The organism is Lysobacter sp. Root916 (genome assembly GCF_001429785.1).
GTDB lineage: Bacteria > Pseudomonadota > Gammaproteobacteria > Xanthomonadales > Xanthomonadaceae > Lysobacter.
Map to the genome: position 1 here is coordinate 876,549 of NZ_LMJF01000001.1, position 16,032 is coordinate 892,580.

Sequence of the window (16,032 nt, forward strand, 5' to 3'; positions counted from 1 at the left end):
CTATCCGGCCCCGTTTCTTTTTGGGTGCGCTGTATCCGCGCAGCGCCAGCGCCGACCGGCCTGATAACGCTTACATGCGGGCTTGAGCGCGCGCAGTGCGGGTTTACCCCGGACCGGGCGCGGCCAGTACAATGGCGGTCTTTCCGTTCCTACGGTCTCCTGAGCGCGCCATGGCCCTGCATCCCTACGATCTGTACGACGTCCGTTCCCTGCTCACCGAAGAGGAGCGCGCCGTCCAGGACACCGTGGCCCGCTTCACCGACGAGCGCGTGATCCCGATCATCGGCGACGCCTTCGACCAGGGCCGTTTCCCCAAGGAACTGGTGTCGGAGATCGCCGACCTCGGCCTGCTGGGCTCCTCGCTGCCCGAGCAATACGGCTGCGCCGGCCTCAACGCGGTCAGTTACGGCCTGATCTGCCAGGAACTCGAGCGCGGCGACAGCGGCATTCGCAGTTTCGTCAGCGTGCAGTCCTCGCTGTGCATGTACCCGATCTACGCCTACGGCAGCGAAGAGCAGCGCCAGCGCTGGCTGCCGGGCATGGCCCGCGGCGAGATCATCGGCTGCTTCGGCCTCACCGAGCCGCACGGCGGTTCCGATCCGGCCAACATGAAGACCCACGCCAAGAAGGACGGCGGCGACTGGGTGCTCAACGGCTCCAAGATGTGGATCACCAACGGCAACCTGGCCGACATCGCGATCGTCTGGGCGCAGACCGAGGACGGCATCCAGGGCTTCGTGGTCGAGAAGGGCATGGCCGGTTTCGCGGCCCAGGAAATCAAGCATAAGATGAGCCTGCGCGCGTCGGTGACCTCGTCGCTGTTCTTCGACAACGTGCGCGTGCCCGAGGCCAACCGCCTGCCCAACGTGAAGGGCCTCAAGGGCCCGCTGGGCTGCCTGACCCAGGCCCGCTACGGCATCACCTGGGGCCCGATCGGCGCGGCCATCGCCTGCCTGGACGAGGCCTTGAACTACAGCAAGGAACGCATCCTGTTCGACCGTCCGGTCGCGGCGACCCAGTCGGCGCAGATCAAGATGGCCGAGATGGCGCGCCGCATCACCCTGGCGCAGTTGCTGGTGGTCCAGCTCGGCCGCCTCAAGGACGCCGGCCAGATGCAGCCCACCCAGGTCTCGCTGGCCAAGTGGAACAACTGCCGGATGGCCATCGACATCGCGCGCGAATGCCGCGACCTGCTCGGCGGCGCCGGCATCACCACCGAGCACGCCGCGATCCGACACGCGCTGAACCTGGAGTCGGTGATCACCTACGAAGGCACCGAGACGATTCACCAGTTGGTGGTCGGTCGCGAGCTGACGGGCATCAACGCGTTCTAACGAGTTTCCCTGCCCCCGCGGCGCGGGAGCAGGTGGCCCGCAGGGCCGGATGAGGGCCCGCGCCAAGGCAACCACGGCGCAAGTCGCAAGCTTAGGAGCGGCCTCACCCCAACCCCTCTCCCGGCAAGAGAGGGGCTTGCATACCGCTAGCGATGGCACGCTCAGCAGGAGAGCCGATCCGTGATGACCATCCCCGACATCGAACTGGAAACGCCGCGGTTGCTCCTGCGCCCGCCGCGCTTGGACGATTTCGAGGATTGGGCAGCCTTCATGGCCGGCGGCGGCGACTATCTGCGCTACCTCGGCGGGCCGCAGGCGCGCTCGCCGGCCTGGCGCTCGCTGATGTCGGTGATCGGCTCCTGGGCGGCGATGGGCTACGGCTTCTTCTCGGTGTTCGAGAAATCCTCCGGGCGCTGGATCGGCCGGCTCGGCCCGTGGCAGCCCGAGGGCTGGCCCGGTCCCGAAGTGGGTTGGGGCATCATCGAAAGCGAAGGCGGCAAGGGCTATGCGACCGAAGGCGCGACCGCGGCCATCGACTGGGCCTTCGAGCACCTGGGCTGGAGCGAAGTGATCCACAGCATCGACACCGGCAACCTCGGCTCCAAGGGCGTGGCCGCCAAGCTGGGCTCGCGCTACCTGCGCCAGGACCGTCTGCCGGCGCCGTTCGACGACAAGGACATCGAGATCTGGGGCCAGAGTCGCGAGCAATGGCGCGCGCGTCGCGCGCAGGCGCCGGCATGATCGCGATCCACGGTTTCTCGCCCTCGGGCAACTGCCACAAGCTCAAGCTGTTGCTGGAGCAACTGGGCCAGCCCTATCGCTGGGTCGAGGTCGACAGCAGCCGCGGCCAGACCCGCACGCCGCAGTTCCTGGCCTTGAATCCGAACGGCAAGGTACCGGTGATCGAACTTGAGGACGGGCGCACGCTCAGCGAGTCGAACGCGATCCTGTACTACCTGGCCGACGGCACGCCGTTCCTGTCCGACGACAGGTGGGAGCGCGCGCAGACCCTGAGCTGGATGAACTTCGAGCAATACAGCCACGAACCCTATGTCGCGGTCGCGCGTTTCATCGCCGGCTGGACGCCGCTGGACTCGCCGCGGCGCGCCGAACTGCCGCGCCTGCGCGAACGTTCGCACGCGGCCCTGCAGGTGATGGAAATCCACCTGCGCGAGCACGACTGGTTCAGCGCCGGGCGCTATGGCATCGCCGATATCGCCTTGTTCGCCTACACCGATGTCGCCGGCCACGGCGGCGTCGATCTGACGCCGTACCCGGCGCTGCGGTCCTGGCTGGCGCGCGTGCGCGCGACGCCGGGCTTCGTCGCCTTGCCCGAGCCCGACGCGGTCGCCGCCGAGCTCATCGCGCAGACCCCATGAACACGATCCGCGACTAAACGACCCGATTCCCCCTACGACTAGCCGGCCCCCGGGGCGGCGGAGCCTCACGATGTCAGCGCAAGCGCAGTCTTCGATCTTCAGCAGCGTCCCCCACTTCAATGCCGTGCCCAGCCCGATTCCGGCGCGCATGAAGGGCCTCAACCGGGCCGAGATCTGCGACCTCAACTTCGTCGAGTTCGTCAAAGCCTGGAGCGGCCGCGCCGACGCGCGCCCGGCCGCCCACGAGGCGGTGCTGGACGGCAGCGCGCTGGACGCGCAAGGCTTTCGCGAGCTGTTCGAATCGCAGCTGATCAGCCGTCATCTGGATCTGATGGCGCGCGTACTGCGCGTGCAGAACAAGGTCTTCTACACCATCGGTTCCAGCGGCCACGAAGGCAACGCGATGGTCGCCCGCCTGACCCGCCATACCGATCCGGCCTTCCTGCATTACCGCAGCGGCGGCTTCATGGCCGAGCGCTTCCGCAAGCTGCCGGGCATGGACCCGGTGATGGACTCGGCGCTGTCGTTCGCGGCCAGCAAGGACGATCCGGCTTCCGGCGGCCGTCACAAGGTCTGGGGCAGCAAGCCCTTGTGGGTGCTGCCGCAGACCTCGACCATCGCCTCGCACCTGCCCAAGGCGCTGGGCACGGCGGTGGCGATCGAAACCGGTCGCCGCCTCGGCCATGCGCTGCCGATCCCCGACGACAGCATCGCGATCTGCTCTTTCGGCGATGCCTCGGCCAATCACGCCACCGCCCAGACCGCGTTCAACGCCGCGGCCTGGACCGCCTACCAGAAGCTGCCGGCGCCGGTGTTGTTCGTGTGCGAAGACAACGGCATCGGCATCTCGGTGAAGACTCCGGGCGGCTGGATCGGCAATCGCTTCCGCAACATGGACGGCCTGGACTATTTCGCTGCCGACGGCCTCGACCTGGCCAGCGGCTACGCCGACGTGCAGCGCGCGGTCGAGCATTGCCGCCGCAACCGCCGCCCGACCTTCCTGCACCTGCGCACCACCCGCATCATGGGCCACGCCGGCACCGACTTCGAGATCGAATGGCGTTCGATCGAGGAACTGTGCGCGGTCGAAGCCAGCGACCCGCTGCTGCGGTCGGCGGCGATCGCGCTGGAGTCGGGCCTGATGTCGCGCGACGAAGTGCTCGAACTGTACGAGGCCACGCGCAAGCGCTGCTTCGCCGCGGCCGAGGAAGCCGACCGCCGGCCCAAGCTCGACCAACTCGCCGAAGTGATCGCGCCGCTGGCGCCGTACACGCCGGCCGCGGTCGCGCAGGAAGCGCAACGCGCCGATTACGCGCCGCGCCGCCTGGAGGTGTTCGGCGGCGAGGCCAAGCTGCCCGAGCACCAGCCGCCGCGCCATCTGGCGATCCAGATCAACAACGCCCTGCACGACCTCTTCGCCAAGTACCCCGAGACCCTGCTGTTCGGCGAGGACGTGGCCCAGAAGGGCGGCGTCTACACCGTCACCAAGGGCCTGCAGAAGGCCTTCGGCCCGCGCCGCGTGTTCAACACGCTGCTCGATGAAACCATGATCCTGGGCATGGCCCAGGGCTTCGCCAACGTCGGCCTGCTGCCGATCCCCGAGATCCAGTACCTGGCGTATTTTCACAACGCCTGCGACCAGATCCGCGGCGAAGCAGCCTCGCTGCAGTTCTTCAGCAACAACCAGTACCGCAACCCGATGGTGGTGCGCATCGCCGGCCTGGGCTACCAGCGCGGTTTCGGCGGCCACTTCCACAACGACAACTCGATCACCGCGCTGCGCGACATTCCGGGCCTGGTGGTCGGCTGCCCCTCGCGCGGCGACGACGCCGCCACCATGCTGCGCACCCTGACCGCGCTGGCCAAGGTCGACGGGCGCGTGGCGGTGTTCCTTGAGCCGATCGCGCTGTACATGACCAAGGATCTCTACGAGCCGGGCGACGGCGCCTGGCTGACCGCGTACCCGCAACCCGACCAGGCGATGACGCTGGGCGAGGGCCGGGTGTACGGGGATGGCGAGGATCTGGTGATCTTCAGCTACGGCAACGGCGTGCCGATGAGCCTGCGCGCCGCGCGCGCGATCGAGGCCAAGCACGGCTGGAAGACCCGTGTGGTCGATCTGCGCTGGCTGGTGCCGCTCAACGACGCCTATATCGCCGAGCAGGCGCGCACCGCCAAGCGCATCATCGTGGTCGATGAAGGGCGGCGCAGCGCCGGCGTGGGCGAGGGCGTGATCACCGCGATCGCCGAGGGCGGCTACGGCGCGCGCCCGTTCCAGCGCGTGGTCGGCGTCGACACCTACACCCCGCTCGCGGGCGCGGCCTTCCTGGTGATTCCGGGCGAAGACGACATCGTCGCCGCGGCGGACACGCTGGCCGCGGGCTGAGGCATCGGTGGGCGGAGCGACTCGCTCCGTCCGCTAGCGTCAGCGCTTGGGTGCAAGAGCGGCGTCCTGCAGGGATTTCCTACGCTCACAAGCCGCGACCTTGAGGCATAGCCTCGCCGCCACACGCGGCGGCGCGGTCGCGGCTTGCGTCGCCTCTACCGGAGGTTGCCGCGCGGCATTGGGCGGCTAGCGCGCCAAGCCGTCCAGCAATGCGATCTCGGCCACCGTGTGGCCGTCCAGGCTGAGTCCGCCTTCCGCACGCTCCAACGGCGCGACCGCGAGGGCCAAGTGGCGGTCGCCTGCGCTGGCGCTGGCCGCGATCGTGCCCAGCACCGCATCGTGCGAGCGCAGCTCGGCGCCGACCGCCACCGAGTGCGGCGATTCGATCAGCGCCAGCCCACGTTTGGCCTTGCCCAGGAAATGCGTGCGCGCCACGATCTCCTGGCCCGGATAACAGCCCTTCTTGACGCTGAAGGCGCGCAGGCGCTCCAGCGAGAGCTGCTGCGGGGTCCATTGTTCGATCTGGGACGGGCCCAGCCGGGGCAGGCCGTGGCGCAGGTCGTCCAGGGCCCAGCGCGCGGCCCGGACGGGGTCTTCGGCGCCCGCCGCCTGCCCGGGTGCGATGCGCAGCGCGCGCGCGTCGCCGTCGCCGCGATAGTCCAGTTCCACGCCCGTCGTCTCCTCGCCGGCCAGGGTCGCACCCACGGCCGCCTGCGGCGCAGCGTAATGCCCGAACGCGCGCAGATCGTCGCGTACGACGATGGTCGTCTTGCTTCTGAACAAGAAGCGTTTCAGCGCAGTTACGACCGATTCCGGGTCGGCATCGGGCAACAGCAGCCAAATCCGTTCATCGGCCAGACGCAGTAAAGCCATCAGCGCGATGACCCGTCCTTTGGGCGTCAACCAGCCGCTCCACTGCCACTGGCCGGAGGCCAAGGCGTTGACATCGTTCATGAACTGCGCCTGCGCGAACGTCGCCGCGTCGCGGCCGGAAAGCTCGATCACGCGGTGGCCGGGCAGGGCGAACGCCTGTCCGGACGAAGGCTGCGGGTTGTCATGCATGGGGGCGGGACTTAAGATTTAACGCTGTGATGATAGGCGAAACCACCCCGGAAGCAGCGCCCGACCCCCAGGTCGAGGCTCCGACGACTTCCGTTCCGGCCACCGGCAGCGATGCGCCACCGGGCAAGGAGTACGGCGGCCGCGAGGGTCCCGAACCGACCCGCTACGGCGACTGGGAAAAAAACGGCCGCTGCATCGACTTCTAGCTACGCCCCGCCTTCACGACACCTCACCGATCCTTCCTGCCACGCGGCGCCGCCGCCCAGCCGAGACAGCCATCGCTCATGGCGAACCGCGAACGCCCCTTGTCACCGCATCTGCAGGTCTACGCCTGGCAGATCCAAATGGTGACCTCGATCGTGCACCGGGCCACCGGTGTCATCCTTGCCATCGGCGGTCTCCTGATCGCCTGGGCGCTGGTCGCGCTGGCGGCCGGTCCCGAAGCCTGGGCCCAGTTCACCGCCTGCGCGCGCTCGCCGCTGGGCTTCCTGATCCTGTTCGGCTGGACCTGGGCCTTCGCCTACCATCTGATCAACGGCATCCGTCACCTGGTCCAGGACGCGGGTTACGCCTACCGCGTGGCGAGCTTCGTGCGCAACGGCTGGATCAGCGTGATCGGCAGCCTGGTGCTGACCGCCGTCATCTGGCTGGTCGCGATGATGCAGCGAGGTGGCGCATGAGCGGCCCCGGCAAGTTGCGCAATCCGCTCAAGACCGCGCGCGGCCTGGGCTCGGCGAAGGACGGCACCCATCACTTCGTGGTCCAGCGCGTCACCGCGATCGCGCTGATCTTCCTGAGCCTGTACGTGCTCGGCCTGGTGATCTCCTGGATCGGCGGCGACTACGCCGCGGTGCGCGCCTCGGTCGCCCACCCCTGCAACGCCGTGCTGCTGGTGGCGTTCCTGGTCGCGATGTTCTGGCACGCCAAGCTCGGCCTGCAGGTGATCATCGAGGATTACGTGAGCCACCACGGGCTGGCGCTCGCCTCGCAGCTGGCCGTCGTTTTCATTTGCGTCCTCGCTGCGCTCGCTAGCGTGCTCGCCGTTATCCGCATCGCGCTGGGAGCCTGACCGTGGCCGCTGCTTACAAGATTCAAGAACACAAGTTCGACATGATCGTGGTCGGCGCCGGCGGCGCCGGCCTGCGCGCCACCTTCGGCCTGGCCCAGAAGGGCTTGAAGACCGCCTGCATCACCAAGGTGTTCCCGACCCGCTCGCACACCGTCGCCGCCCAGGGCGGCATCTCGGCCGCGCTGGCCAACATGGGCGAGGACGACTGGCGCTACCACTTCTTCGATACCGTCAAGGGTTCGGACTGGCTGGGCGACCAGGACGCGATCGAGTACATGTGCAAAGAGGCCATTCCGGCCATCATCGAACTCGAACACCAGGGCGTGCCGTTCTCGCGCACCGAAGAGGGCAAGATCTACCAGCGCCCGTTCGGCGGCATGACCACCAAGTACGGCGAAGGCCCGCCGGCCCAGCGCACCTGCGCCGCCGCCGACCGCACCGGCCACGCCATCCTGCACACCCTGTACCAGCAGTCGCTGGCGCACGACGCGCAGTTCTTCATCGAATACTTCGCGCTCGACCTGATCATGGACGCCGACGGCGCCTGCCGCGGCGTGCTCGCCCTGGACATGGCCGAGGGCACGCTGCACCTGTTCCGCGCCCAGGGCACGGTGCTGGCGACCGGCGGCTACGGCCGCGCCTATTTCTCCGCGACCTCGGCGCATACCTGCACCGGCGACGGCGGCGGCATGGCGCTGCGCGCCGGCCTGGGCCTGCAGGACATGGAGTTCGTGCAGTTCCACCCGACCGGCATCTACGGCGCCGGCTGCCTGATCACCGAAGGCGTGCGAGGCGAGGGCGGCATCCTGCGCAACAGCAACGGCGAGCGCTTCATGGAGCGCTACGCGCCCAGCGTGAAGGACCTGGCGCCGCGCGACATGGTCAGCCGTTCGATGACCATCGAGATCCGCGAAGGCCGCGGCGTCGGCGAGCACAAGGACCACATCCTGCTCGACCTGACCCACCTGGGCCCGGAAGTGATCCACGAAAAGCTGCCGGGCATCGCCGAGTCGGCGCGCATCTTCGCCAACGTCGACGTCGAGAAGGAACCGATCCCGGTCATTCCGACCGTCCACTACAACATGGGCGGCATCCCGACCAACTACCACGGCGAAGTCGTGCAGTTGAAGAACGGCAACCCCGATGCGGTGGTGCCGGGCCTGTACGCGATCGGCGAAGCGGCCTGCGTGTCGGTGCACGGCGCCAACCGCCTGGGTTCCAACTCGCTGTTGGACCTGGTGGTGTTCGGCCGCGCGGTCGCCAACCGCTGCGCCGAGACCGTCAAGCCCGACGCGCCGCAGCCGCGTCTGGCCGCGGACGCCTGCGACGTCGCCTTGGCGCGCCTGGACAAGCTGCGCAACGCCAACGGCGGCACGCCCACCGCGGTCATCCGCGACAAGATGCAGCGCACCATGCAGGCCGACGCCGCGGTGTTCCGCACCGGCGAGACGCTCAGCGACGGCGTGCGCAAGATCCGCGAGATCCACGCTTCGTTCGCCGACGTCAAGGTCAGCGACCGTTCGCTGATCTGGAACTCGGACCTGATCGAGACCTACGAGCTGTCCAACCTGCTCGGTCAGGCCCTGGCGACCATCGTCTCGGCCGAGAACCGCACCGAGTCGCGCGGCGCCCACGCCCGCGAGGACTTCCCGACGCGCAACGACGAGCAGTGGCAGAAGCACACGCTGTGCTACGTCGATGAGAGCGGCAAGACCAGCATCGACTATCGCCCGGTGCACAACTACACGCTCACCGACGACGTCGCCTACGTCCCGCCCAAGGAGCGTAAGTACTGATCGGCCCACACGGCGCGCGCCGCAATGCGCGCCGGCACCGCACCCGACCCCAGTACCGACGCTAGCCGAGAGATTGCCAGCATGGCCGAATTCGCCCTACCGAAGAACTCGCAGATCCAGAAGGGCCGCCATTGGGCGACGCCGGGCGCCAAGCAGCCGCGCACCTTCAAGGTCTACCGCTGGAACCCCGACGACGGCATGAACCCGCGCGTGGACACCTACGAGGTGGACTTGGCGACCTGCGGCCCGATGGTTCTCGATGCCTTGATCAAGATCAAGAACGAGATCGATCCGACCCTGACGTTCCGCCGCTCCTGCCGCGAGGGCATCTGCGGTTCCTGCGCGATGAACATCGACGGCACCAACACCCTGGCCTGCACGCGCGCGATCGCGGACTGCGGCAAGGCCGAGGTGCCGATCTATCCGCTGCCGCACATGGACGTGGTCAAGGATCTGGTGCCGGACCTGACCCACTTCTACGCCCAGTACGCCTCGATCAAGCCCTGGCTGCGCACCCAGAGCGCAACCCCGTCCGATCGCGAGCGCCTGCAGTCGCCGGAAGACCGCAAGAAGCTCGACGGCCTGTACGAGTGCATCCTGTGCGCCTGCTGCTCGACCAGCTGCCCCAGCTACTGGTGGAACGGCGACCGTTACCTAGGCCCGGCGATCCTGCTGCAGGCCTACCGCTGGATCGTCGACTCGCGCGACGAGGACACCGGTGCGCGCCTGGACGACCTGGAAGATCCGTTCAAGCTCTACCGCTGCCACACCATCATGAACTGCGCGCGCACCTGCCCGAAGGGTCTGAACCCCGCGCAGGCAATCGGCGAGATCAAGAAGCTGATGCTGGCGCGTCGCGTCTAAACGCGACGCTAGCGGCCCGTTCGCGGCGACCTGCCCTCTCTCCCGCCTGCGGGGCGGGGGCAGCGCAGCTCCGCGAGCCCGGCTACCATCCCCATCTAGCCCGACACCGACAGGCGAGCGATGGACCCCAAGCAGTTGTTCCTGCCCGCCGCCGCGATGGCGGCGCTGACCTGCCTGGTCTGGATCCGTCTGTATGTGGTCCGTATCGGCCAGATGCGGCGCGAGCGCATCCACCCGCAGGCGGTGGCGACCTCGGCCCAGGCCAGCGCCCGGCTCACTCAGAGCGCGGCCGCCGACAATTTCCGCAACCTGTTCGAACTGCCGGTGCTGCTGTACCTGGCGCTGACCGTGGCGGCCATGACCTCGCTGGGCGATCGGGTCGTATTGAGCCTGGCCTGGAGCTTCGTGGCGCTGCGCGTCGTCCACAGCGCCATCCATTGCGGCTACAACCGGGTCATGCACCGGTTCGCGGTCTACGTCGCCGGCGCCTTGGCGCTGTGGTCGCTGTGGGCTTATCTGGCCTGGGGGCTGTTGCGCGCATGAAGAGCTCGATCCCCTGGTCGGATGCGGGCGCGATGTTTTCGCGACCTGGCCCTGGCTGGCGCGGAGGGTGGCTGGCGCTTGCCCTGGGCGCAGCGCTCTGGAGCCTGGCCGCCCCGGCCGCCGACAACGCCCAAACCGATCGGCTGGCGCTGGCGCGCGAGTACGTCGCCAACGCCAAGCCGCACGGCTTCCTCGAGCATCTGCCGCCGCCCGATCCGGACGCCGACACCGATCGGCTGCGGCTCGCGCGCGCGGTGCGCGCCATGCCGCGCGAGGTCCTGGCGCAATCCCTGGCGGTGGCCCTGGCCGAACGCGCCAGCCTCGAACAACTGCGCGAGGCCGCGGCCTACGCCCGATCCGACGCCGGCCGTTTCGCGGCCGACTGCTTCGCGCGCATGCCTTTCGCCGGAGCGCGCGGCGAGGGCTGCTTCGGCAGCGACGAAGACCAGCAGCCCTTGTTCGCGCAGGTGGTGGCAGCCCAGTCGGGCGTGCCCGGGCAGGTGTACCAATTGGCGGCGCAGGGCATGCAGGGCGCCATCGCCGATGCGCTGCGCGCCCTGATGGCCAGCGACGACGATACCCGCCGTTTTTTCGACGATTACTGCGCTCGCCAACCGCAAGCCGGTCCATGTCCATCCTTGCGCCCGCCCAGCGGGGCGACGCCCACCGCCGAGAGCCGCATCCATGACTGACCGTACCCAGCCACGCCGCCCGCGCACGCGTCGCGCCAGGATCGCGCTGTCGAGTCTGCTGGCGCTGGCGCTGCCGTGGTCGCTGTCGGCCGCGCCTGCGGAGGCGACGGCCGACCGGTTGGGCGTCGCGCGCGACTACGTCGTGAGCGCGCGCTTCGTCGACCTGCTGGACGGCATGATCAACTACATGGCGGCCAATCCCGCCGCTCCGGAAAGCGCGGACGACCTGGCCATGAAGCGCCGCATCGTGCGCGACCTGTCGCGCGATGTCATCGCCGATTCGTTGGCCCGCTCGCTTGCGGCCAATGCGTCGCTCGACGTGTTGAAGGCCGGTCTGGCCCACGCCAGGAGCGATATCGGCCGGCTCGAGTTCGGTTGCATGTCGCGCTGGCCGCAGCCAGCCGAGGGCTACCAAGCCTGTCTCGAGGCCGGCGCCAGCAAGGCCCAAATCCTGCGCATGGCCGAGCACGGCGAAACCGAATCCGGCTGGCCCCTGGTCAACAAGTTGCTCAAGGGCGACGCCATCGTCACTGCTTTGAATGCCTCCACCCGCGACCTGGCTTCGCGCGACTCCGAAATCGCCGCGCAGCTGGCCGACTACTGCAAGCGCAAGCCGAGCGAGGGTATGTGCGGATACAGCGCGGACGCTACCGCGGAGCAGGCTACGAGCGCAGATGGCGCGGCGGGAGACGACGATGAGCGGCCTTGAGGGCGGCGCCATGGCCGCGGTGCGGGCGCACGGCGCGCGCGCCGTCTCGGCTGCCGACACCTGGGCCGCGTCCGCGATGGTTCGAGGTTCCCGGCCACGGTCCTCGCGCACGCTGCGCAACGTCACGATGCGATTCGTCCTCGCGGGCGTTTTGACGGGCTGGGCCGGTAGCGTCTGTGCGGCCGAGCCCGCCGCCGCCGACGAGCGCCTAAGCCTGGCGCGCGACTACGTGGCCACGGGCCGGGTGCTGGCGCTGTTCGATCGCATGGTCTCGGCCGACCCGCCGGCCGACCCCGACGACCGTATGCTCACGCGCATCCTGCGCGATGCGCCGCGCGAGGTCATGAACGAAACCCTGGCCCAGGGCTTGGCCAAGACGGCGAGCGTGGCCCAGTTGCGCGAGGCCTTGGACTACGTCCGCTCGGACGCGGGGCGCTTCGAGTCCGAATGTTACGCGCGCTGGCGCCTGGAAGCCGGGCAGCCGCCCAACTGCTTCAAGGACGACGTCGACAACAAGTTCTTCCCAAAGATCGTCAAGGCGAATCTCGGCGCGCCGGGTGAAGTTCGCGCCCTGGCGGTGGAGCCGATGGAAACCGCGCTATGGGACGCACTGCAAGTGCTGAAGGCGCGCGACGCGGAGGTCGCCCGCTTCATGGTCGATTACTGCAGCCGTAACCCAGACATCGGTTTATGCGTGGGGCCGGGCAAAGGGACCGAAGCGAAGGCGGCACCGACCCAGGAGACCGGTCATGACTGACGACGTCGAACTGCGGCGCCTGCGCTGGCGCAGCCGCCGCGGCATGCGCGAGCTGGATCAGCTGTTCGGCCGCTACCTCGACCGCGCCTGGGCGCAGGATTCCGAAGCCCAGCGCGGCGTTTTCCTACGCTTGCTGGATTGCGAGGACGATAAGCTCTGGCGCTGGTTCATGGGCTACGACGCTTGTCCCGATGCCGAACTCGACGCGCTCATCCAACGCATCCGCGCCATGCCGGCTTGAATGGCGGCCCTCGCGCGGGCTCGCCTGCGCGCTGGTCGCGATCGGGCTGCTCGCCGCCGGTGCGGTCCTGAGCAGCGAATTGCCGGCGCCGGGGTCGTTGCCCTTGGCCGCGGGCGCCGCGCTCTACGGCGCCTGGCTGGCGCGGCGGGAGCTGCGCAGCGCGCCGCAGCAACTGGTCGTATCGGCCGACGCGGTCTCCCTGGACGGCGCGCCCCTGGACCAGCCGGCCCTGCAATGGCGCGGTCCGCTGGCGTTTCTGCGCTATCGCGACGGCTGCGGCCGGCTCCGGTACCGGATCTGGTGGCCCGACACCCTGGATTCCACCGGCCGTCGTGAACTGCGGCTGGCTTGGCCGGTCCAAACGCCTACGCCCGATTCGCTTTCGATGGCACCATAGCCGGATATGTTCAAACCTATTCCTGTCGCCATCGGCCTGCGCTACCTGCGCGCCAAGCGCCGCAACGGCTTCATCTCCTTCATCTCGCTGGCCTCGATCGCGGGCATCGCCCTGGGCGTGACCGCCCTGATCACCACCCTGGCGGTGATGAGCGGCTTCCAGCGCGAAATCCGCGACCGCATGCTGCAGATGGCCGCGCACGCCACCGTCAGTGCCTACGGCGAGCCGCTCACCGACTGGCAGCGCGCCGTCGACGCCGCCATCGCCGACAAGCGCGTGGCCGGCGCGGCGCCCTACATCGAGAAGGAGACCCTGCTGTCCGGCGCGCGCAACCAGCCCGCGATGGTGCGCGGCGTGCTGCCGGCCGAGGAGGGCAAGGTTTCGGTGCTGGCCGAGAAGATGGTCCAGGGCAAGCTCGATTCGCTTACCCCCGGCAGCTACAACATCGTGCTCGGCAAGGAACTGGCGGCGTGGCTGGGCGTCGGGGTCGGCGACAGCGTGGTGATGATGACCTCCGACTTCCGCAGCACCCCGATGGGCGCGCTGCCGCAGCTCAAACGCTTCACCGTCAGCGGCATCTTCGAAGCCGGCTATAACGAGTTCGACAAGGGCCTGGCGGTGGTCAACCTGCGCGACATCCAGCGCGTGCTGCGCATGGGCGACGGCGTCACTGGGGTGCGCCTGAGGCTGCACGACATGGACCTGGCCTGGGACGTGGCGCGCGATCTCGCGATCGGTCTGGGCGGGCCCTACAACGTCAGCGACTGGACCAGCGACAACGCCAATATGTTTCGCGCGCTGAAGATGGAAAAAACCATCATGGCGATCCTGCTGTCGCTGATCATCGCGATGGGCGCGTTCAACCTGGTGTCCTCGCAGGTGATGCTGGTCACCGACAAGCAGGCCGACATCGCGATCCTGCGCACCTTGGGCCTGACCCCGCGCGGGGTGATGCAGGTGTTCGTGGTACAGGGCACCCTGATCGGCGTGATCGGCACCGTGCTGGGCGTGATCGGCGGCATCGTCCTCACCCTCAACCTCGAACACATCCTCAAGGCCATCGAGAAGGTGCTGGGCGTGCAGTTGTTGCCCGAGGACGTCTACTACATCACCGGCCTGCCCACCGATCTGCAATCCGGCGACGTGGTCGCGATCGCCGCGGTCGCGCTGGCGATGGCCTTCGTCGCCACCATCTATCCCGCCTGGCGCGCCGCGCGCACGGCTCCGGCGGAGGCGCTGCGCTATGAGTAATCCGCAAGCCGAAATGGCCGACGACGCGGTGATCCGCTGCTCCGGCCTGGCCATGACCTACGCCGAGGGCAAGATGCGCACGCCGGTGTTCGACGGCCTGGACCTGGCGGTGGAGCGCGGCGAGACCGTCGCCATCCTCGGCGCGTCCGGCGCCGGCAAGAGCACCCTGCTGCATTTGCTCGGCGGTCTCGACACCCCGACCGCGGGCGAGGTCTTCGTCGCCGGGCGGCGCATGAACGCCTTGTCCGACGCCGCCCGCGGCGCGCTGCGCAACCAGGCGCTGGGCTTCGTCTATCAGTTCCACCACCTGCTGCCCGAGTTCACCGCGCTGGAGAACGTGATGCTGCCGGTGCTGTTGGCTGGCGCGGCCGTGCCCGACGCCAGCCAGCGCGCCAAGGCGCTGCTGGAATCGGTCGGCCTGGGCCATCGTCTCGAACACAAGCCCGGCGAGCTGTCCGGCGGCGAGCGCCAGCGCGCCGCGGTCGCGCGCGCCCTGGTCAACAAGCCTGCGTGCGTGCTCGGCGACGAGCCCACCGGCAACCTGGACGAGAAGACCGCCGCGACCGTGTTCGAGCTGATGCTGGCCTTGAACCGCGAGCAGGGCACCAGCCTGGTTCTGGTCACCCACGACCGCCGCCTCGCGCGCCGCCTGGATCGCGTGCTGGAGCTGCACGAAGGCAAGCTGCGCCAGCTGGCGGCCAGCGAGGTCTGATCGCGGATAGGTCCGGTCCGCCGGACCTGAGCTTCGCTCAGATTTCTTCGGGGCGCGGCGCGCGCACGCGCGGCAGGAAGCGCCTGTGACACGCACCGAACTGGCCGTAGTTGAGTCTGGCCAGGCTCAAGCTGAGCTCGCCATTCGGCCCGCCGCGGACCTCATCGGCGTCGGCGTCGTCCTGGCCGTCGTCCTCCCAGCAGCACACCGCGCAGATCTCGTAAGCGCGACGCTCATCCAAGGTTTTGCAGCCGGAGCAAGGGCAGCGCAGCGGTAACTCGTTTGCGGCCATGCGGGTGACCTGGGCTCTGCGCGTGTGTTGGATTCTAGCTGTCCGTGTCCCGCCGGTGCTCCAGGGCGTTCATCGCCGCGCCGGCGCCCACGAAGGCCAGCAGGCCCGCCAGCACCAGTTCCCAGGCTTCGCTGCCAGCGATGCCGTTCCTGACGAAGAAGATCGCTGCGCCGATGCAGAACAGCAGCAGCACCAGGTCGGCCCAGGGCAGGGGCTTGCGGCCTTGCTCGGACTGCTCGCCGTAAACCCGATCCATCCGCCGCCCGACTGCGGCCCGCACCCGATTCGTGCGCTCGTCCGTCTCGCCGAACATGTGCCTCGATTTCTCCAGTATCTCCAGGTCGAGCTTGATCTTGTCGCGGCGCGACTTGGTGCGCAGCTGATGCAGCCAGGCGATCGCGCCGCCCAGCAGGGCCAGCGCGGAGAGAATCGCTTCCATGTTGATGTCGGACAAAAGGCCTCCTCGAAGCTGCGCGCGTATCAAGCGGAATCGTCGGCGAGGTCGGCGCGACCCTGTCGCCGCGGAGCGGTATTCGAATCTTCGGTTT

The 16,032-nt window shown here is 68.6% G+C and carries 20 protein-coding genes; 17 read left to right on the plus strand and 3 right to left on the minus strand.

Translation table 11 applies throughout. The features are described from left to right. The first annotated feature begins 170 nt into the window (after window positions 1-170). The 4 genes from ASE35_RS04095 (at window position 171) to ASE35_RS04110 (ending at window position 5,099) form a co-directional block, all read left to right on the plus strand. Window positions 171-1,334, plus strand: a complete 1,164-nt coding sequence (locus ASE35_RS04095; protein WP_056174279.1) for an acyl-CoA dehydrogenase family protein — start codon at window positions 171-173, stop codon at window positions 1,332-1,334. A gap of 183 nt (window positions 1,335-1,517) precedes the next feature. After that, complete coding sequence (locus ASE35_RS04100; protein WP_057159159.1) at window positions 1,518-2,075, plus strand: GNAT family N-acetyltransferase; 558 nt, start codon at window positions 1,518-1,520, stop codon at window positions 2,073-2,075. Continuing rightward, window positions 2,072-2,713, plus strand: coding sequence for a glutathione S-transferase family protein (locus ASE35_RS04105; RefSeq protein WP_057163417.1), 642 nt, complete (start codon window positions 2,072-2,074; stop codon window positions 2,711-2,713). Before ASE35_RS04100 ends, ASE35_RS04105 begins: the two co-directional genes overlap by 4 nt. 70 nt (window positions 2,714-2,783) lie before the next feature. After that, window positions 2,784-5,099, plus strand: coding sequence for a thiamine pyrophosphate-dependent enzyme (locus tag ASE35_RS04110; protein WP_057163038.1), 2,316 nt, complete (start codon window positions 2,784-2,786; stop codon window positions 5,097-5,099). Between the two features lie 186 nt (window positions 5,100-5,285). Here the strand turns inward: ASE35_RS04110 and ASE35_RS04115 are convergent, their stop codons facing one another. Continuing rightward, complete coding sequence (locus tag ASE35_RS04115) at window positions 5,286-6,161, minus strand: folate-binding protein YgfZ (RefSeq protein ID WP_057163039.1); 876 nt, start codon at window positions 6,159-6,161, stop codon at window positions 5,286-5,288. 29 nt (window positions 6,162-6,190) lie between these two features. Here ASE35_RS04115 and ASE35_RS20575 point away from each other — a divergent pair, with 29 nt between their 5' ends. The 13 genes from ASE35_RS20575 (at window position 6,191) to lolD (ending at window position 15,192) form a co-directional block, all read left to right on the plus strand. Then, window positions 6,191-6,367, plus strand: coding sequence for a DUF1674 domain-containing protein (locus tag ASE35_RS20575; protein ID WP_082611105.1), 177 nt, complete (start codon window positions 6,191-6,193; stop codon window positions 6,365-6,367). A gap of 78 nt (window positions 6,368-6,445) precedes the next feature. Further along, a complete protein-coding gene (gene sdhC, locus ASE35_RS04120) occupies window positions 6,446-6,841 on the plus strand; it encodes a succinate dehydrogenase, cytochrome b556 subunit (protein WP_057163040.1) in 396 nt (131 codons plus the stop codon). Continuing rightward, entirely contained in the window at window positions 6,838-7,230 is a 393-nt protein-coding gene (gene sdhD / locus ASE35_RS04125) for a succinate dehydrogenase, hydrophobic membrane anchor protein (protein ID WP_057163041.1), read from the plus strand. The genes sdhC and sdhD overlap by 4 nt, the downstream gene beginning before the upstream one ends. A gap of 41 nt (window positions 7,231-7,271) precedes the next feature. Then, the gene (gene sdhA, locus ASE35_RS04130; RefSeq protein ID WP_056176540.1) at window positions 7,272-9,026 is read left to right on the plus strand and encodes a succinate dehydrogenase flavoprotein subunit; all 1,755 of its coding nucleotides are present in this window, start codon (window positions 7,272-7,274) and stop codon (window positions 9,024-9,026) included. Between the two features lie 81 nt (window positions 9,027-9,107). Next, window positions 9,108-9,890: a succinate dehydrogenase iron-sulfur subunit gene (locus tag ASE35_RS04135; RefSeq protein ID WP_056174292.1), complete on the plus strand. Its 783-nt coding sequence runs from the start codon at window positions 9,108-9,110 to the stop codon at window positions 9,888-9,890. A 120-nt stretch (window positions 9,891-10,010) separates the two neighbouring features. Beyond that, entirely contained in the window at window positions 10,011-10,433 is a 423-nt protein-coding gene (locus tag ASE35_RS04140; RefSeq protein ID WP_057163042.1) for an MAPEG family protein, read from the plus strand. Further along, entirely contained in the window at window positions 10,430-11,125 is a 696-nt protein-coding gene (locus tag ASE35_RS04145; protein WP_157489257.1) for a hypothetical protein, read from the plus strand. Before ASE35_RS04140 ends, ASE35_RS04145 begins: the two co-directional genes overlap by 4 nt. Next, window positions 11,118-11,834: a hypothetical protein gene (locus ASE35_RS04150; protein WP_056174298.1), complete on the plus strand. Its 717-nt coding sequence runs from the start codon at window positions 11,118-11,120 to the stop codon at window positions 11,832-11,834. Before ASE35_RS04145 ends, ASE35_RS04150 begins: the two co-directional genes overlap by 8 nt. Continuing rightward, window positions 11,821-12,591 (plus strand): hypothetical protein, encoded by a 771-nt coding sequence (locus tag ASE35_RS04155; protein WP_057163044.1) that lies wholly within the window; start codon window positions 11,821-11,823, stop codon window positions 12,589-12,591. Before ASE35_RS04150 ends, ASE35_RS04155 begins: the two co-directional genes overlap by 14 nt. After that, on the plus strand, window positions 12,584-12,832 hold the full coding sequence (locus ASE35_RS04160; RefSeq protein WP_056174303.1) for a succinate dehydrogenase assembly factor 2: 249 nt from the start codon (window positions 12,584-12,586) through the stop codon (window positions 12,830-12,832). The genes ASE35_RS04155 and ASE35_RS04160 overlap by 8 nt, the downstream gene beginning before the upstream one ends. Before the next feature lie 97 nt (window positions 12,833-12,929). After that, complete coding sequence (locus ASE35_RS04165) at window positions 12,930-13,229, plus strand: hypothetical protein (RefSeq protein WP_235569988.1); 300 nt, start codon at window positions 12,930-12,932, stop codon at window positions 13,227-13,229. Window positions 13,230-13,235: 6 nt separating this feature from the next. Continuing rightward, window positions 13,236-14,480, plus strand: coding sequence for a lipoprotein-releasing ABC transporter permease subunit (locus ASE35_RS04170; protein ID WP_056174306.1), 1,245 nt, complete (start codon window positions 13,236-13,238; stop codon window positions 14,478-14,480). A 13-nt stretch (window positions 14,481-14,493) separates the two neighbouring features. Then, window positions 14,494-15,192 (plus strand): lipoprotein-releasing ABC transporter ATP-binding protein LolD, encoded by a 699-nt coding sequence (gene lolD / locus ASE35_RS04175; protein ID WP_091634392.1) that lies wholly within the window; start codon window positions 14,494-14,496, stop codon window positions 15,190-15,192. Between the two features lie 37 nt (window positions 15,193-15,229). Here the strand turns inward: lolD and ASE35_RS04180 are convergent, their stop codons facing one another. Together ASE35_RS04180 and ASE35_RS04185 are read right to left on the minus strand one after the other, a co-directional pair. Further along, window positions 15,230-15,484, minus strand: coding sequence for a CPCC family cysteine-rich protein (locus ASE35_RS04180; protein ID WP_082611106.1), 255 nt, complete (start codon window positions 15,482-15,484; stop codon window positions 15,230-15,232). 34 nt (window positions 15,485-15,518) lie between these two features. Then, window positions 15,519-15,938, minus strand: a complete 420-nt coding sequence (locus tag ASE35_RS04185) for a hypothetical protein (protein ID WP_057163046.1) — start codon at window positions 15,936-15,938, stop codon at window positions 15,519-15,521. Window positions 15,939-16,032 lie beyond the last annotated feature (94 nt).

Coding starts and splice junctions, on each gene's coding strand:
- ASE35_RS04095 (WP_056174279.1), top strand. CDS start 171: ATGGCCCTGCATCCCTACGATCTGTACGACGTCCGTTCCCTGCTCACC.
- ASE35_RS04100 (WP_057159159.1), top strand. CDS start 1,518: ATGACCATCCCCGACATCGAACTGGAAACGCCGCGGTTGCTCCTGCGC.
- ASE35_RS04105 (WP_057163417.1), top strand. CDS start 2,072: ATGATCGCGATCCACGGTTTCTCGCCCTCGGGCAACTGCCACAAGCTC.
- ASE35_RS04110 (WP_057163038.1), top strand. CDS start 2,784: ATGTCAGCGCAAGCGCAGTCTTCGATCTTCAGCAGCGTCCCCCACTTC.
- ASE35_RS04115 (WP_057163039.1), bottom strand. CDS start 6,161: ATGCATGACAACCCGCAGCCTTCGTCCGGACAGGCGTTCGCCCTGCCC.
- ASE35_RS20575 (WP_082611105.1), top strand. CDS start 6,191: ATGATAGGCGAAACCACCCCGGAAGCAGCGCCCGACCCCCAGGTCGAG.
- sdhC (WP_057163040.1), top strand. CDS start 6,446: ATGGCGAACCGCGAACGCCCCTTGTCACCGCATCTGCAGGTCTACGCC.
- sdhD (WP_057163041.1), top strand. CDS start 6,838: ATGAGCGGCCCCGGCAAGTTGCGCAATCCGCTCAAGACCGCGCGCGGC.
- sdhA (WP_056176540.1), top strand. CDS start 7,272: ATGATCGTGGTCGGCGCCGGCGGCGCCGGCCTGCGCGCCACCTTCGGC.
- ASE35_RS04135 (WP_056174292.1), top strand. CDS start 9,108: ATGGCCGAATTCGCCCTACCGAAGAACTCGCAGATCCAGAAGGGCCGC.
- ASE35_RS04140 (WP_057163042.1), top strand. CDS start 10,011: ATGGACCCCAAGCAGTTGTTCCTGCCCGCCGCCGCGATGGCGGCGCTG.
- ASE35_RS04145 (WP_157489257.1), top strand. CDS start 10,430: ATGAAGAGCTCGATCCCCTGGTCGGATGCGGGCGCGATGTTTTCGCGA.
- ASE35_RS04150 (WP_056174298.1), top strand. CDS start 11,118: ATGACTGACCGTACCCAGCCACGCCGCCCGCGCACGCGTCGCGCCAGG.
- ASE35_RS04155 (WP_057163044.1), top strand. CDS start 11,821: ATGAGCGGCCTTGAGGGCGGCGCCATGGCCGCGGTGCGGGCGCACGGC.
- ASE35_RS04160 (WP_056174303.1), top strand. CDS start 12,584: ATGACTGACGACGTCGAACTGCGGCGCCTGCGCTGGCGCAGCCGCCGC.
- ASE35_RS04170 (WP_056174306.1), top strand. CDS start 13,236: ATGTTCAAACCTATTCCTGTCGCCATCGGCCTGCGCTACCTGCGCGCC.
- lolD (WP_091634392.1), top strand. CDS start 14,494: ATGGCCGACGACGCGGTGATCCGCTGCTCCGGCCTGGCCATGACCTAC.
- ASE35_RS04180 (WP_082611106.1), bottom strand. CDS start 15,484: ATGGCCGCAAACGAGTTACCGCTGCGCTGCCCTTGCTCCGGCTGCAAA.